Origin of the sequence: uncultured Microbacterium sp. (assembly GCF_947488465.1) — a bacterium.
Classification (GTDB): Bacteria; Actinomycetota; Actinomycetes; order Actinomycetales; family Microbacteriaceae; genus Microbacterium.
Genome location: NZ_CANKZA010000001.1, coordinates 1,026,227 through 1,042,258, shown reverse-complemented (window position 1 = coordinate 1,042,258; position 16,032 = coordinate 1,026,227). Strand labels below are relative to the sequence as shown.

The window sequence follows — 16,032 nt, the reverse complement described above, 5'->3', positions numbered from 1 at the left end:
GTAGGACACCGCCGGACTTCTTTCGTGAAAAGGCCACCCAAGGTTGGGTGGCCTTTTCTCGTTAACAACGCACCTGAAAGGATGATGCGATGAACGAAGATGAACGACCCCGCAACGGGGGGAAGCCCCGCTACACGCAGGCAGGTTCTGGTTCGCGCGGTCCTCGAGGGTCTGAAGGTCGCCCGTATGTGAAGCGCGATGGCGACAAAGCGCCGCAGCGCGACGGTGAACGCCGCTCGTATCCGCCCCGTGATGGTGAGCGGAAGCCTTACACCCCGCGCGATGGTGAGCGGAAGTCGTATCCTCCGCGTGATGGTGAGCGTCGTTCGTACCCGCCGCGTGATGGTGAGCGTCGTTCTTACCCGCCGCGTGATGGTGAGCGGAAGCCGTACGCTCCCCGTGATGGTGAGCGCAAGTCGTATCCGCCGCGTGATGGTGAGCGGAAGTCCTACCCTCCCCGTGATGGTGAGCGGAAGTCCTACACCCCGCGCGATGGTGAGCGGAAGTCGTATCCTCCGCGTGATGGTGAGCGTCGTTCGTACCCGCCTCGTGACGGTGAGCGGAAGCCGTATCCTCCGCGTGATGGTGAGCGTCGTTCGTACCCTCCCCGTGATGGTGAGCGGAAGCCGTACGCTCCCCGTGATGGTGAGCGGCGTTCGTACCCTCCCCGTGATGGTGAGCGGAAGCCCTACACCCCGCGCGATGGTGAGCGGCGTTCGTACCCGCCGCGTGATGGTGAGCGGAAGTCGTATCCTCCCCGTGATGGTGAGCGGAAGCCGTATCCTCCCCGTGATGGTGAGCGGAAGTCCTACACCCCGCGCGATGGTGAGCGCAGCTCGTATCCGGCCCGCGATGGGGGCTACCGCAGCGCGCGTCCGCCGCAGGACTCCGATCGCCGATCGGTCCCCGCGGGTCCCGCGTTGCCCGACGACATCACGCCTCAAGATCTCAACGGGCCGGCTCGCAACGAGCTGAAGACCCTGAGCAAGGAGAACGCCGAACAGGTCGCCCGCCACTTGGCGATGGCTGCACGTTTGATCGACGAGGACCCGGCTCTCGCGCATGAGCACGCGTTGGCCGCGTCGCGGAGTGCGGGGAGGATCGCCGTCGTCCGAGAAACCGTCGCGATCACGGCTTACGCCACACAGGATTTCGCTTTGGCCGTGCGCGAGTTGCGTACGTTCCGCCGAATCTCCGGTCGCGACGACCAGATCGCCCTTCTCGTGGACAGCGAGCGCGGGGTCGGACGCCCCGATCGCGCGCTCGAGGTAGGTCGCGCAGTCGATCGGTCACAATTGCCGGTGGACGTTCGTGTCGAGCTAGCGATTGCCATGTCGGGCGCGCGTCTCGATCTCGGTGAAAACGAGCGTGCGCTCCAGGAGCTCGATATCCCGGAGCTCGATCCTGACCGCGCCTTCAGCTGGAGCCCCGGGCTCTTCGCCGCGCGTGCAGCCGTGCTCGAAGAACTCGGCCGTACCGACGAAGCCGCCGAGTGGCAGCGTCGCGCCGAAATCGCAGAGGATGCGCTGGGCGCCACCGACGCGGACCGCGAGGTTCTGATGGTCGATGAGGTCGAAGAGATCCCACTCGACGACGATGACGACGATGACGACGCCGATTTCGATGCTGACGTCGAGGAGCCCGAGCTCGAGCAGGACGGCGACGAGGACGCGCGCGACGGCGACGCTGCGCCCGCGGACAGCGCGCCCTCGGAGTTCGGAGCATCCGAGGCCGCTGAGCCGGTGGCGGAGAGAGCATTCACGATCGAGGACGAAGTCGACGAGATTCTGAGCGAGGCGGGTATCGACGAGGACGAGGACTGATGGTCATGTTTTCCCGTCGAGCATCCCGAACCCCGTTGGATGGCGTCGACGCGGTCCTGGCGGACCTCGACGGAGTGGTCTACGCGGGTCCGGGCGCTTTGCCGCACGCGATCGAGAGCCTCAACCAGGCTGGCGAAACCCGGCGACTCGGTTACATCACCAACAACGCGTCCCGCACCGACGCAACCGTTGCGGAACACCTGCGGTCCCTCGGCCTCCGTTCCACGCAACCCTCCGACGTCGTGACCAGCCCGCAGGCTGCCATGCGACTGCTCCGAGAGCGAGTAGCGTCGCCCGCAACCATTCTGGTCGTCGGTGGCGACGGGCTCGTACACGAGCTCGAGAAGGCGGGTTACACCGTCACCCGCAGCGCCGATGACGCCCCGGCAGCAGTGGTGCAGGGCTTCGCTCCGCACGTCGGCTGGGAACACCTCGCCGAAGCCGCCTACGCTCTGGCGACGCCGGAGGATGAGGGCGGCATCCCGTGGATTGCAACCAACACCGACTGGACCATTCCGCAGGCACGGGGGATCGCCCCGGGAAACGGCACACTCGTTTCCGCCGTCCACACGGCCGTCGGTCGGCTGGCAGTCGTGGCGGGCAAGCCCGAGCGCCCCATCTTCGACGAAGCCGTCGCGCGGTTCGGGGCGCAGCATCCACTCTTCCTCGGAGACCGCTTGGACACCGACATCGCCGGCGCCCAGGCAGCGGGAATCGACTCGGTGCTGGTGCTGACCGGCATCGACCGGCCCAAGCATGTGCTCGCGGCGCCGACCACCTCGAGGCCAACCTACATTCTCGGTGACCTGCGGGAACTCCACGAGGCCTATCCCGAGACGGTCGTGCGCGGTGATGTGACGACGGTGGGTAACGCGTCCGTGCGGATCGACGGGCCCGACATCCACATTGTCGCGGAGGGGGACCGGCCGATCGACCTCGTTCGCGCCGGCGCCGCGGCCATCTGGGCGACCGGTCGCGCCATCTACGGCTTCCGCGTGCCCGAGCGGTTGTACGCGGATCCGTTCCATCGGCCGTGACGGTGCCGCGTCGCTCGAGCTGACGCGTATCGTGGACGCATGTCGATGGATGCCGCTGACCCCGACGCTCGCCGCGAAGACCTCCTCTCGACCCTCGATGTGATCGAGGGCCAGCCGCTGTCGGAACGCGCGGGCGCATACGTTGCGCTCCACGATGAGCTCGCGCGGCGGCTCGAGTCCGGCCCGCGCGACCACCACGCGTGAGCATGCGCTTGGATGCGGCGGTCGCCGCGCGCGGACTCGCGCGCTCGCGCACGCAGGCCGCGCAGTTGATCGAGGACGGGCTCGTGACGGTGGGCGGACGTCCGGTCGTGAAACCCTCCGCCAAAGTCGAGGAAGCCGACGCGATCGAGGTGGCGGCGTCTGACCACTACGTCAGTCGCGCGGCGCACAAGCTCGTCGCGGGCCTGGATGCCTTCGAGATTGCGGTCGAGGGCCGACTGGCGCTCGACATGGGGGCCTCCACCGGTGGGTTCACGCAGGTGCTCCGCGAACGCGGCGCCGATCCGGTGATCGCGGTCGACGTCGGCCACGGTCAGCTTGCTCCATCCGTGGCGGCCGATGCCGGGGTCATCTCGGTCGAGGGGTTCAATGTCCGTTATATGACCGCCGCGTCGTTGGCCGACGTCTCCGGAATCGCTACGCGGCCGCACGTCATCACGGGCGATCTGTCCTTCATCTCCCTCGCGCACGTGCTCCCCGCGGTCGCCGCGGTCGCCGAACCGGACACCGAGATCGTGCTCCTGATCAAGCCGCAGTTCGAGGTGGGACGCACGGGTGTTCGCGAGGGACTCGTGTCCGATCCGGGCGCCCGCGCTGATGCGACCACGAGCGTTCTCTGGTCGGCGTGGGATGCCGGAATCGGTACGTTCGGTGTGATCGCATCCCCGATCGCCGGCACGCATGGTAACCGCGAGTTCGTGGTTCACCTGCGACCCCGCCGCGGCGCCGACGATCGGGGAAACCCGACAGAATGGTTGAGCACGGTGAACCGATTGGCGGGAGAAGGATGACCACGCAGCAGCGCAACATCCTCGTGGTGGCGCACGCGCGACGCGAGGAGACCATTGCCGCCGCGCTGCGCGTGATCCGCGCGCTCACGGCCGCCGGCGCGCGCCCGGTGGTGCCTGGCGACGACCCTGAGATCATCGCGGCTCTCGCTCAGGATCCTCCGCTGGTCTCTCTCGGCGTGGATATCGATGTTGCCGATGTCGAGATCGCCATCGTCCTCGGGGGCGACGGGACGATTCTGCGCGCTGCCGAACTCGTGCGCGACGGCACGGCGCCCATCCTCGGCATCAACATGGGGCATGTCGGGTTCCTCGCCGAGATCGAGGCGGATGTCATCGACGACGCCATCCAGCGCGTGATCGACCGTGACTACGAGGTCGAAGAGCGCATGGCGCTCAGCGTGCGCGTGAAGGATGCTCCGGGCGCCGTGATCTATGAAACGTGGGCGCTCAACGAAGCCACGGTCGAGAAGGCCGCCCGCGAACGCATGATGGAAGTCGTCATCGAGATCGACGGTCGACCGTTGTCGAGTTTCGGCTGTGACGGCGTCGTGATCGCGACGCCGACAGGTTCGACGGCGTACAACTTCTCCGCGGGCGGGCCGGTCATTTGGCCCACGGTCGAAGCCATCGCGGTCGTGCCGCTGTCGGCGCACGCGCTGTTCGCTCGGCCGCTCGTCGTGGGGCCCGAAGCATCGGTCGCGATCGAAGTGCTCGCGCGCACCGACGGCACCGGCATCCTCTGGTGCGACGGTCGACGCTCGCACGATCTCCCCCCTGGCGCGCGCGTGGTGGTGCGCCGCTCGCGCAGGAGCGTCCGGCTCGCGCGCCTGCACCCGGCGTCGTTCACCGATCGCCTCGTGCGGAAGTTCCAGCTGCCGGTCACGGGGTGGCGGGGACCGGACACCGCGCCGGTGCGGGAGACCCTGTGATCGAACAGATGACGCTGCGTGATCTCGGCGTGATCGCGGAAGCGTCGCTTCCTCTCGGGCCCGGATTCACGGCTGTCACCGGCGAGACCGGTGCGGGCAAGACGATGGTCGTCACCGGTCTCGGTCTGCTGCTGGGTGCTCGGGCCGATGCTGCTGCGGTCCGTGCCGGTGCGGCGGGGGCCGTCGTCGAGGGAGTGTGGATCGTGCCCGCGGCGGGAGCGGTCGTCGATCGCGTGGCTGAAGCCGGCGGTGACGTCGAACCGATCGGCGATGGACAGGCGGAGCTGTATCTCGGTCGGACGCTCACGGCCGAGGGGCGCAGCCGGGCGAGCGTCGGTGGACGATCAGCACCGGCCGGCGTGCTCGCGGAGCTTGCCGACCACCTCGTCGTGGTGCACGGTCAGTCCGATCAGCTGCGTCTGCGCTCTGCGGCTGCGCAACGCGACGCGCTCGATCGCTTCGGCGGCGCGCCGATCGCGACGGCGCTCGATCGCTACCAGACCGCCCACGCGCACGCGCGGGCGCTCTCCGCCGAACTCGAGGCTCTGACCACGCAGCGCTCGGACCGCATCGATGAGGCCGCGCGCCTGCGCGAGGTGCTCGCCGAGATCGAGCACGTCGATCCCCAACCGGGCGAAGACATCGAGCTCGCGCAACGCGCAGACCGCCTCGCGAACGTGGAGGAGTTGCGTCTCGCCGCCGCGACGGCCCACTCGGCGCTGTCGAGCGACGAGGATCAGCCCGACGTCACGGGCATGCTGTCCGACGCCCGCCGGGCCCTCGAACGCGCGGCCGGCAGTGATCCGGCCCTTGCCGCGCACGCGGCCACCCTGGAAGAGATCGGCTACCGGGTCACCGACGTCGCGGGCGACCTCAGTGCCTACCTCGCCGATCTCGACGACTCGGGTCCGCACGAGCTGTCGACGGTGCTCGATCGCCGCGCCGCACTGAACGCGCTGATCCGCGTGCACGGCTCGCTCGAGGAGACCCTGGCGCTGCGCGACAGCGGTGCCGCGCGCCTCCTCGAACTCGATGACGACGACGACCGCGTCGAGCGATTGACCGTCGAGGCTGGCGCTGCGGCATCCAGCCTCGACCGTGCCGCGCAGGAATTGACGGCGGCGCGAACAGAGGCCGCGGGTCGCCTGGGCGCCGCTGTCACCGAGGAACTGCGCGCGCTGGCACTGCCCGACGCGCGCGTCGAGGTGTCGGTCACGCCCGGCGCCGAATCCACCGCCGGGCGTGACGACGTCGCGCTACTGCTGGCCCCGCATCCGGGCGCTGCGTTGCGCTCGGTCGCGAAGGGCGCCTCCGGCGGAGAGCTCAGCCGCGTCATGCTGGCGATTGAAGTCGTCATCGCCGGCACCGACAGCGTGCCGACGTTCGTCTTCGACGAAGTGGATGCCGGAATCGGCGGTGCGGCGGCGATCGAGGTGGGACGGCGCCTGGCTCGCCTCGCCGAGACCAGTCAGGTGATCGCGGTCACCCACCTCGCGCAGGTGGCGGCATTCGCCAACAACCACCTGAGCGTCGTGAAATCCAGTGACGGATCCGTGACGGCATCCAGTGTGCACGCGCTCAGCGGAACCGACCGCGAAGCCGAGATGGCTCGACTACTCTCGGGATTGTCGGATTCGACCGCTGCACTCGAACATGCCCGGGAGTTGCTGAGCCTTGGCACTTCACGACTGATAGGATGAAAGCCCGTGACGGACACTACTTCTGCAGCGGGAACATCTTCGAACGACACCACCAAGCACATCTTCGTGACCGGTGGTGTCGTTTCTTCGTTGGGCAAGGGGCTCACGGCGGCGAGCCTGGGTAACCTGCTCACGGCGCGTGGCCTTCGGGTCGTGATGCAGAAGCTCGACCCGTACTTGAACGTCGACCCCGGAACGATGAATCCGTTCCAGCACGGCGAAGTCTTCGTCACCGACGACGGCGCCGAAACCGACCTCGACATCGGTCACTACGAGCGATTCCTCGACATCGAGCTCAGCGAGGCCGCCAACGTCACGACCGGCCAGATCTACTCGCAGGTGATCGCGCGGGAACGCCGCGGCGAATACCTCGGCGACACGGTGCAGGTGATCCCGCACATCACGGACGAGATCAAGCGGCGCATGCGCCTGCAGGCCGACGAAACACCCCGTCCCGATGTGATCATCACGGAGGTCGGCGGAACGGTCGGTGACATCGAATCGCAGCCGTTCCTCGAGGCCGCCCGTCAGTTGCGGCACGAGCTGGGCCGCGACAGCGTCTTCTTCGTGCACGTGTCGCTCGTGCCGTTCATGGGGGCATCGGGTGAGCAGAAGACGAAGCCCACGCAGCACTCCGTGGCCGCGCTCCGGTCGATCGGTATCCAGCCGGACGCCCTGGTGCTGCGTAGCGACCGCCCCGTCACCGACAGCAACAAGCGCAAGATCGCGCTCATGTGCGACGTCGATGTCGAGGGCGTCATCAACACCGTCGACCTGCCGAGCATCTACGACATCCCCTCAACCCTGAACGATCAGGGCCTCGACAGCTACATCGCCCGCAGGCTGGGCCTTGCGGCGAAAGCCAACGAGGTCGACTGGACGCGGTGGAACAAGGTGCTTCAGGCCGTGCACAACCCGCAGCACGAGGTGACGATCGGCCTCGTCGGCAAGTACATCGACCTGCCCGATGCGTACCTCTCGGTGACCGAGGCGCTGAAAGCCGGTGGATTCGCGCAGGAGACGAAGGTCCAGGTCGTCTGGATTCCGTCCGACCTCTGCGAGACACGCGACGGCGCCGAAAGGGCGCTCGCCGCCGTCGACGGCATCGTCGTGCCCGGTGGGTTCGGCATCCGCGGGATTGAAGGCAAGCTCGGGGCGCTGAAGTTCGCGCGCGAACAGGGCATTCCGACACTCGGCATCTGCCTGGGCCTGCAGTGCATGGTCATCGAGTACGCGCGCAACATGGCCGGCCTCACGGGGGCGAGCTCGAGCGAGTTCGACCCCGACACCGAGTTCCCCGTCATCGCCACGATGGCCGAGCAGGTCGATATCCTCGCCGGGGGAGACCTCGGTGGCACGATGCGGCTCGGCCTCTACGAAGCGGAACTGGCGGAAGGCTCGCTCGCGGCGGAGGTCTATGGATCGACCCGTGCATCCGAGCGTCACCGTCACCGCTACGAAGTCAACAACCGCTACCGCGACCAGATCGCCGCCGCCGGCCTTGTCTTCTCGGGGCTGTCGCCCGATCGCAACCTCGTCGAGTATGTCGAGTTGCCGCGCGACGTGCATCCGTACTACATCGCGACGCAGGCCCACCCCGAGCTGCGGTCGCGACCGACCGAAGCCAACCCGCTGTTCCGCGGGCTCATCGCCGCGGCACTCGAGCGTCACAGCGCCGGCGAACTGTTCGACGTCGAGCGCGGGGACTGAGGTGCTGCAGGACGACCCGGCGAGCTTCGAGGTCACCCGCTCCGAGACGGCGTTCACCGGCAAGGTGTGGAACATCCGCCGCGATGAGGTCGCCTACGGCGGCGGGACGATGGTCCGGGAGTACATGGACCACACCGGCGCTGTCGCCGTGCTCGCTCTCGACGAGCACGATCGAGTCCTGCTGATCAAGCAGTACCGGCATCCCGTGCGGATGAGGGAGTGGGAGATCCCTGCCGGGCTTCTCGACGTCGCCGAGGAAGATGCGCGGGCTGCGGCCGCGCGGGAGCTCGCCGAAGAGGCCGATCTCGTGGCCGCACGCTGGGACGTGCTGGCGGAGTTCACCACGTCGCCCGGCGGCAGCGACGAAGCGATCCGCATCTACCTGGCGCGAGAACTCTCGCCCGCGGCGGAGACGTTCGAGCGCACGGAAGAGGAAGCCGACATCGAAGTGTGCTGGGTGCCGCTCGACGAGGTCGTGGATGCCGTCCTCGCCCGCCGCGTGCAGAATCCGTCGCTGATCGTGGGGGCGATGACCGCGTTTGCGGCTCGCGCGCGCGATTGGGTGACCCTCGCTCCGGCCGATAGCCCCTGGGAGCGACGGCCGCGTGCGATCGGGCCCGCCGAAGCGATCGGGCCTGCCGAAGCGATCCGGCCTACCGAGGCGTGAGGCTCGAGCGCGCAGTCGACGCCTACCTCAGGCATATCTCGATCGAGCGCGGACTTTCCGATCACACCGTCGCGGCGTATCGGCGGGATCTGTCCGGCTACGTCGGGTGGTTGCGGACGCAGGGTGTCACCGAGACGGACGATGTCACGACCGCTCTGGTCGGTGCCTTCGTGGGAGAGCGGGCGGCATCCGTGCCGCCGCCGGCGGCCACATCGCTGGCGCGGTTGCAGTCCTCGGTCCGGGGCTTGCACCGCTTCCTTGTGCGCGAGGAGCTCAGCGCGCACGACCCGAGTGACAAGCTCCGGCCTCCGAAGACCCCCCAGCGGTTGCCGAAAGCACTTCCCTACGACCAGGTGGTCGCCCTGCTGGATGCCGCCGGGCCTGTGCCCGGCGATGCCACCGACACCGACATCGTGCGGTTGCGCGACCGCGCGCTGCTGGAGTTGCTTTACGCGACCGGTGCGCGCGTCTCCGAAGTCATCCAGCTCGACGTCGACGACCTCGCACACGGCGACGTGGTGCGGGTGCGCGGCAAAGGCTCCAAGGAACGGATCGTCCCCGTGGGCTCGTATGCCCGCGCCGCCGTCGACGCGTACCTCGCGCGCGCTCGGCCGGAGCTCTCCCGGCGAGGTCGGGCGACACCGCGGCTGTTCCTCGGCGCGCGCGGCGCACCCCTTTCCCGGCAAAGCGCGTGGCTCGTGATCCAGCAGGCGGCCGAGCGCGCACACATCAGTGCGCACGTCTCGCCTCACACCTTGCGGCACTCTTTCGCGACGCATCTGCTGCAGGGGGGCGCCGACGTGCGCGTCGTGCAGGAACTCCTCGGCCACGCTTCCGTCGCCACGACCCAGATCTACACGCACGTCACGGTCGACGCGCTGCGTGACGTCTATGCGACGTCTCACCCCCGGGCGCGCTGAGCCCGGGATAGACACGGCCGCGAGGCCGGCGAGTGCGGGACGTGCGGCGCACAATGGGGGTGTGCGCCCGGCATCCACTCTCACCACCCTCCGACCCGGCCGTGGTCTGGCGGTCTTCTGGATCCTCGTCGGGATCGCGGGATGGGTCGTGTCGTTCCTGCTGTACCAGGAATACATCGGGCAGCTCACCGGTGCCGACGCGATCATCTCCTGCAACATCAGCCCGATCGTCACGTGCGGACCGAACCTGCTCTCGCCCGGCGGCAACCTGCTCGGTTTCAGCAACTCGATCATCGGGATGGTGCTGTTCGTCGGGCCGATCTACGCCGGCGTCAGCGCGCTCGCCGCCCCGGGGGGACTGCGGGCGGGGTATTGGCGGACGTATGCGCTCTTCGTCGCCGGCGGGTTCACGCTCGTGCACTTCTTCGCCTACCGGAGCGTCTTCGAGTACGGCTCGCTGTGCCCGTGGTGCATGATCGTCTGGCTCGTGACGATCCCGCTCGGGTGGACGGTGTTCGGCTGGACACTGCGTGAAGGCCTGTGGGGTGCGGCGCTGCGCGGTGCGGGCCGACTCATCCTGTCCTGGATGCCGGTGATCGTGCTCGCCGACTATCTGCTGATCGCCGTGGCCGCCCAGCTCCGCCTCGACGTCATCGGTTCGCTGTTCTGACGCGGGCGTATTCACGGCCCGCGTGTGAGCGGGCGGGCGCTGTGGTCTGGACACTGGAAGCATGGGAGTAGAACGCCTCCGTCATCGGCCCCGCTTGTTCTCGCGCCGGGCGGAGCTCGCTGCGCCTCCCGCCGGTGAACGACCCGGGTTCGCCCATGTGGCGAGCGACCAGGTCTATCTCGATTCGGCGTGCCAGAGTCTGCGTCCGCAACCGGTCATCGATGCGCTCACCGACTACCTGCTGACCTACGGCGCCTGTGGCGGCCGTGTCCGTTACCCCTGGGGGCGCCGCGTCGATGACGAGGTCGCGCGCACCCGCGCTCTGGTGCTCGACACGTTCGGCCTGTCAGCTCGGCGCTACTCGTGCGCATTCACGTTGAACACCACGTCCGCGCTGAACCTGCTGGTGGGCCAATTGCCTGCGCGGCGTTACGCCCGCATCATCACGACCCACACCGAGCACAACGCGGTGTTCCTGTCGACGATGACCGCCGCGCGTCGCGCCGGCATCCCGAGGGTCGTCCTCGAACGTGCCGCCGACGGGCGCATCGAGACATCCGGCACAGATCTCACGGATGCTCTCGTCGTCGTCTCGGCGATGGACAACGTCACCGGGGTGCTCAGCGCAGCGATGCCCGACCTGATTGCGGACGTCCACCGTGCCGGCGGGGCCGTGATCCTCGACGCAGCTCAGGCGGCGCCTCACGCGCTCTCGCACCTCCGAGGGCTGAGGGCCGACGCTCTCTGCTTCTCGGCTCACAAGATGTCGGGGCCCTCGCTCGGCGTCGTGGTCGCGACCCATGAGATGCTCACTTCGCTCGAGCTGAGCGTCGTCGGCGGGGGACAGGTCGCCGCCGTGACGGAAGACGCGTTCGAGCTGCTGCCCGAGCCGCACACCCGGTTGGAAGCGGGCCTCCAGCCCTGGGGCGAGATCATCGCCTTCGGTGCCGCGCTCGGCTGGCGGAGCGGTTTCCGCAGTGCGGCCGGCGAGTCGCTCACGGTTCATGAGGCTCGGCTCGCCGCGCGTCTCCGGGACGGGATGGCGGCGTTGCCCCACCTCCGCCTGCTCAGTCCCGTGGGGTCACCGCTCGTGACGGTGCGTCCCGAGCGGGTCGACGGCCATCGGCTGGCGACCTTCCTCGCACAGGCCGGGATCATGGTGCGTAGCGGCTACTTCTGCGCGCACCACTGGCTCCAGGAGCGTGAGGCCCATCCGCCGCTCGTGCGCTTCAGCGTCGGCGCGCACAACACCGACGCCGACATCGATCACACCGTGGCGGTCATGGGCCGACTCATGCGAGGGCTGTGACATGGTCTGCGTCGTTGCGTTCCTCGTGGTCCTCGTTCTGTCGGCCGTCTCGGCGAAGTACCGCGCGCTCCTCGGTCGCGCGTGGGGATGCGTCTGGCGCAAAATCACTTTTCGCCCGTGCGATACGACGTTCCGGGAGGACGTCAAGAGCTCGCTCCTCGCGCCCCTCGCCATCCGACACCCTCGCTGGGTGAAGCCGGCATCCGTCGCGATCGAGATCGTCGCGTGGCTCATGGTGCTGAGCCTCATCGTGAGCCTGTATCTCCTGGGGCGCAGCGGCCTGAACCTGTTCGTCTACGGCACCTGCGACAAGCAAGACACGCAGGCATGCGCGCTCGCCGCCGAGTCGTGCTCGATCGATGGCGGCACTCCCACGTTCGGGGACTCTCTCGCCAGGGGAGACGTGCTCGGCGCGTTCGGGAACGAGTTCTCCTCACTCGGCGAAACGATCACCGCCGTCCCCAGTCGGATGAAAACGTGGGATGCCGCCGACTTCGCGCCGGAGAACGCCACCTATCTCGGGGGCTACCGTCCGGGACTCCCGGTCGCGGTCGAGGTTCTGGACCCCGGATGCCGATTCTGCGCGGAACTGTTCCGCAACATGGCCGAGTCGGGGTTCGCGAAGACCCACAACCTCACCTATCTCGCGTACCCGATCTCCTCGAGCCTGGGATCGAAGTTCCCGAACTCGCCGCTGATCGCCTCGTACCTCGCGGCTGTGCAGTCCTACGAGGCTACTGACGGCGACTCCACGGGACCGACGGGGGATTGGGCGATCCTCGAGCAGTTGTTCACCGGTGACGCTCCCGGCGGGACGAGCTGGCAAGAATGGATGAACGACGCGGATGCGGATGCCGCTCGGGAGCAGCTTCACACGTGGCTGGCGGAAGCGGGCTACGACGATGCCGCGATCGCCGCGATCGATGCGCTCGCGGGTTCGGACGCCGTGGCGGGTGTCCTGGCGCACACGCGGACGGTCGTGGAAGACGACATTCGGACGGTCGCGATTCCGACGCTGATCGCCGGCGGTGGGCTGCACACGGGGCTCGTCGGTGTCGACACTCTGTCGCGTCTCCCGTAGCGTCGCTGAGCGGTGTGCGAGAATCGCAGGAGCGCAACGCAGAAGGCAGGAGAGTCGGTGACCGACAAGGCACGGGGGACGAAGAAGGCTCAGACGGGCGACACCCCGATGGGACCCACGGGACGTCCGTACCACGGCTTCCCCACCCCGCCGCCCCTGACCGGGCACGGCCCCGCGCGGATCATCTCGCTCTGCAACCAGAAGGGCGGCGTGGGCAAGACCACCACGACGATCAACCTGGCGGCATCCCTCGCCCAATACGGGCGCAAGGTCCTCGCGGTCGACTTCGACCCGCAGGGCGCTCTGTCGGCCGGCCTCGGGATCGCGACGCACGATGTGCCGACGATCTACGACCTGCTGCTGGACACCAAGCGCGACCCGCGTGACGTCATCGTGCACAGCTCGGTCGACGGGCTCGACATCCTGCCCGCCAACATCGACCTCTCGGCCGCGGAAGTGCACCTGGTCAACGAAGTCGCGCGCGAGACGATCCTCGCGCGCGTGTTGCGCAAGGTCTCCGGTGACTACGACGTCATCCTCATCGACTGCCAGCCGTCGCTCGGACTGCTCACCGTGAACGCGCTGACGGCCAGCCACGGCGTGCTGATTCCCCTCGAGTGCGAGTTCTTCGCGCTGCGCGGTGTGGCGCTGCTGATCGAGACGATCGACAAAGTCCGCGATCGCCTCAACCCCTCGATCGAGCTCGATGGTGTCCTCGCGACCATGTACGACCCGCGCACGCTGCACTCCCGTGAGGTCCTCGAGCGCGTCGTCGACGCGTTCGGCGATGACGTGCTGGAGACCGTGATCGGACGCACCGTGAAGTTCCCCGACGCGTCGGTGTCGGGCGTTCCCATCACGACGTTCGCGCCGGAGCACGCGGCCGCACAGGCCTACTTGCGATTGGCGCGGGAGCTGGTCGCCCGTGGCGCCGTCGCCTGAGTCCGCCGACGCCGATCCCACGCCGGCCGCGGCGCCCGACGACGCCGTTTTCCGCGTCTCCCTCGCGGGATTCGACGGGCCGTTCGATCTGCTGCTGAGTCTGATCTCGCAGCACGAGCTCGACATCACCGAAGTCGCCCTGAGCAAGGTCACCGACGAGTTCATCGCCTACCTGAAGAACCTCGACGCCGACGAAGAGCTCGAGCAGGCGTCGGAGTTCCTCGTGGTTGCGGTGACCCTCCTCGATATGAAAGTCGCGGGGCTCTTGCCCCAGGGTGAACTGGTCGATGCCGAATCGGTCGCGTTGCTCGAAGCGCGCGACCTGCTGTTCGCCCGCCTGCTGCAGTACCGCGCGTTCAAGGAGGTGTCGGCGTGGTTTTCCCGCTGCCTGCAGCGCGAAGACCGGCGACACACGCGCTCGGTGCGGCTCGATGAGAAGTATCGCCGTGCAGTGCCGGAACTCGTCTGGACGCTGTCGGCCGACGACTTCGCGGCGATCGCTCTGCTGGCATTCGCGCCGAAGGAGATCCCGCACGTCGGGCTCGACCACTTGCACGCGCCGCTGGTCTCGATCCGTGAGCAGGCGGCGATCGTCGTCACGCTCCTGCGGGATGCCGGTACCCTCAACTTCCGTGAACTGGTCGCGGGAGTCGCGCAATCCGGCATCGTCGTTGCCCGATTCCTGGCGGTGCTGGAGCTCTACCGCCACGCGGCGCTCTCGTTCGAACAGCTCGAACCCCTCGGCGAGCTGACCTTGCGCTGGACCGCCGAACGCTGGTCCGAAGAGAACCTCGCCACCCTGGGAGCCGACTATGACCGATGACCTTTCGACACCCGCGCGCAGTGAGGTGACCGAGGCTGATGCGCCCCAGCGATCGAGTGATCCGATCGATGTTGCGCGACGCCTCGAGGCGATCCTGCTGATCGTGGACGAGCCGCAGAGCCTCGTCGCGCTCGCCGCCGCCGTGGCGGCACCGGTGCCCGCCGTGCGCAAGGCGATCCACGCGCTCGTCGCCGACTTCGACGGCGTGACCGGCGGCCCGCGCCGCGGGTTCGAGTTGCGCGAAGTGGGCGGCGGGTGGCGCCTCTACGTCCGCGAAGAGTACGACGACGTCGTGTCGGAATTCGTGAACTCGCAGGCACCGTCGCGGCTGTCGCAGGCGGCGCTGGAGACCCTCGCGGTGATCGCCTACAAGCAGCCCGTGACGCGCAGTCAAGTGGCCTCGATCCGCGCCGTCAACGTCGACTCGGTCGTGCGCACGCTCGTCGCACGCGGGCTGATCACCGAATTGTTCACCGATCCCGAGACGGGAGCGATCAACTACGGCACGACCGATGCGCTCCTCGTCAACCTCGGGATCAACTCGCTCGACGAGCTGCCGCACATTGCGCCGCTGCTCGATGACGGCTCAGCCGGGTTCGACACGGAGGTTCTGCGATGACGGAAGACGAACGCGACACCGAGGGCGTGCGCCTGCAGAAGGTCCTCGCGAATGCGGGTGTTGCATCGCGGCGCGTCTGCGAGCAGTACATCGCCGAGGGGCGCGTGCGGGTCAACGGCCGGGTCGTCACCGAGCTCGGCTCCCGGATCGACCCGGCATCCGACCTCGTCGACGTCGACGGCACCGCGATCCAGCTCGACGCCACGAAGCGGTATGTCGTGCTGAACAAGCCGACCGGTGTCGTGTCGACGATGAAGGATGAGCAGGGGCGTCCCGACCTCCGCCGCTTCACGCAGGACTGGCCGGAGCGGCTGTACAACGTCGGCCGGTTGGATGCCGAGACCAGCGGGCTGTTGGTGCTGACGAACGACGGCGACCTGGCACATGTGCTCGCGCATCCGTCGTTCGGCGTCACGAAGGTCTACATCGCGAAGGTCACCGGTCGTGTGTCGCCACAGACGATCGCGCGCCTGACGAAGGGTGTCGAGCTCGAGGACGGTCCGATCGCCGCCGACAAGGCGCGTCTGCTCGATGCCTCCGCAGCCGGGGGGACGAGCCTGGTCGAACTCACCCTGCACTCCGGGCGCAACCGGATCGTGCGCCGGATGATGGCGGAGGTCGGTCACCCGGTCATCGACCTCGTCCGCCGCCAGTTCGGGCCATTGCACCTGGGGACGCTCCCAGCGGGCCGCGCCCGTGAATTGACTACAGTGGAACGTGGCGCATTGCTCACTCTTTCGCGCCGTGATGCCGCCGAGCCGGATGAGCCGGCCGCCGATCACTGAGCCA

General features: G+C 68.1%; 16 protein-coding genes. All 16 read left to right on the top strand.

Features of this window, described 5'->3' with window-relative positions:
• Window positions 1–920 precede the first annotated feature (920 nt).
• The 16 genes from Q0653_RS05020 to Q0653_RS04945 all read left to right on the top strand — a co-directional run bounded on the left by Q0653_RS05020 (window position 921) and on the right by Q0653_RS04945 (window position 16,028).
• Window positions 921–1,823: a hypothetical protein gene (locus tag Q0653_RS05020; protein ID WP_298943057.1), complete on the top strand. Its 903-nt coding sequence runs from the start codon at window positions 921–923 to the stop codon at window positions 1,821–1,823.
• Window positions 1,823–2,860: an HAD-IIA family hydrolase gene (locus tag Q0653_RS05015; RefSeq protein WP_298943056.1), complete on the top strand. Its 1,038-nt coding sequence runs from the start codon at window positions 1,823–1,825 to the stop codon at window positions 2,858–2,860. The genes Q0653_RS05020 and Q0653_RS05015 overlap by 1 nt, the downstream gene beginning before the upstream one ends.
• A 39-nt stretch (window positions 2,861–2,899) precedes the next feature.
• Window positions 2,900–3,064, top strand: coding sequence for a hypothetical protein (locus tag Q0653_RS05010; RefSeq protein WP_298745032.1), 165 nt, complete (start codon window positions 2,900–2,902; stop codon window positions 3,062–3,064).
• A complete protein-coding gene (locus Q0653_RS05005; RefSeq protein ID WP_298744929.1) occupies window positions 3,061–3,873 on the top strand; it encodes a TlyA family RNA methyltransferase in 813 nt (270 codons plus the stop codon). Before Q0653_RS05010 ends, Q0653_RS05005 begins: the two co-directional genes overlap by 4 nt.
• Window positions 3,870–4,802 carry an NAD kinase gene (locus Q0653_RS05000; RefSeq protein WP_298943053.1) on the top strand — a complete coding sequence of 311 codons (933 nt, stop codon included), beginning with the start codon at window positions 3,870–3,872 and terminating at the stop codon, window positions 4,800–4,802. The genes Q0653_RS05005 and Q0653_RS05000 overlap by 4 nt, the downstream gene beginning before the upstream one ends.
• Window positions 4,799–6,502 (top strand): DNA repair protein RecN, encoded by a 1,704-nt coding sequence (gene recN / locus Q0653_RS04995; protein WP_298943051.1) that lies wholly within the window; start codon window positions 4,799–4,801, stop codon window positions 6,500–6,502. The genes Q0653_RS05000 and recN overlap by 4 nt, the downstream gene beginning before the upstream one ends.
• Window positions 6,503–6,508: 6 nt before the next feature.
• The gene (locus Q0653_RS04990; protein ID WP_298943049.1) at window positions 6,509–8,212 is read left to right on the top strand and encodes a CTP synthase; all 1,704 of its coding nucleotides are present in this window, start codon (window positions 6,509–6,511) and stop codon (window positions 8,210–8,212) included.
• Between the two features lies 1 nt (window position 8,213).
• Window positions 8,214–8,879, top strand: coding sequence for an NUDIX hydrolase (locus Q0653_RS04985; protein WP_298943047.1), 666 nt, complete (start codon window positions 8,214–8,216; stop codon window positions 8,877–8,879).
• Window positions 8,876–9,799, top strand: coding sequence for a site-specific tyrosine recombinase XerD (xerD, locus tag Q0653_RS04980; RefSeq protein ID WP_298943045.1), 924 nt, complete (start codon window positions 8,876–8,878; stop codon window positions 9,797–9,799). The genes Q0653_RS04985 and xerD overlap by 4 nt, the downstream gene beginning before the upstream one ends.
• 61 nt (window positions 9,800–9,860) lie before the next feature.
• Entirely contained in the window at window positions 9,861–10,469 is a 609-nt protein-coding gene (locus Q0653_RS04975; protein ID WP_298943042.1) for a vitamin K epoxide reductase family protein, read from the top strand.
• 61 nt (window positions 10,470–10,530) lie between these two features.
• Window positions 10,531–11,778 carry an aminotransferase class V-fold PLP-dependent enzyme gene (locus tag Q0653_RS04970; RefSeq protein ID WP_298943039.1) on the top strand — a complete coding sequence of 416 codons (1,248 nt, stop codon included), beginning with the start codon at window positions 10,531–10,533 and terminating at the stop codon, window positions 11,776–11,778.
• 1 nt (window position 11,779) lies between these two features.
• On the top strand, window positions 11,780–12,859 hold the full coding sequence (locus Q0653_RS04965; protein ID WP_298943037.1) for a hypothetical protein: 1,080 nt from the start codon (window positions 11,780–11,782) through the stop codon (window positions 12,857–12,859).
• 108 nt (window positions 12,860–12,967) lie between these two features.
• Window positions 12,968–13,801 carry a ParA family protein gene (locus Q0653_RS04960; protein WP_261607724.1) on the top strand — a complete coding sequence of 278 codons (834 nt, stop codon included), beginning with the start codon at window positions 12,968–12,970 and terminating at the stop codon, window positions 13,799–13,801.
• The gene (locus Q0653_RS04955; RefSeq protein ID WP_298943036.1) at window positions 13,785–14,624 is read left to right on the top strand and encodes a ScpA family protein; all 840 of its coding nucleotides are present in this window, start codon (window positions 13,785–13,787) and stop codon (window positions 14,622–14,624) included. The genes Q0653_RS04960 and Q0653_RS04955 overlap by 17 nt, the downstream gene beginning before the upstream one ends.
• On the top strand, window positions 14,614–15,243 hold the full coding sequence (gene scpB, locus Q0653_RS04950) for an SMC-Scp complex subunit ScpB (protein ID WP_298943035.1): 630 nt from the start codon (window positions 14,614–14,616) through the stop codon (window positions 15,241–15,243). Before Q0653_RS04955 ends, scpB begins: the two co-directional genes overlap by 11 nt.
• Window positions 15,240–16,028, top strand: coding sequence for a pseudouridine synthase (locus Q0653_RS04945; RefSeq protein WP_298744950.1), 789 nt, complete (start codon window positions 15,240–15,242; stop codon window positions 16,026–16,028). Before scpB ends, Q0653_RS04945 begins: the two co-directional genes overlap by 4 nt.
• Window positions 16,029–16,032 lie beyond the last annotated feature (4 nt).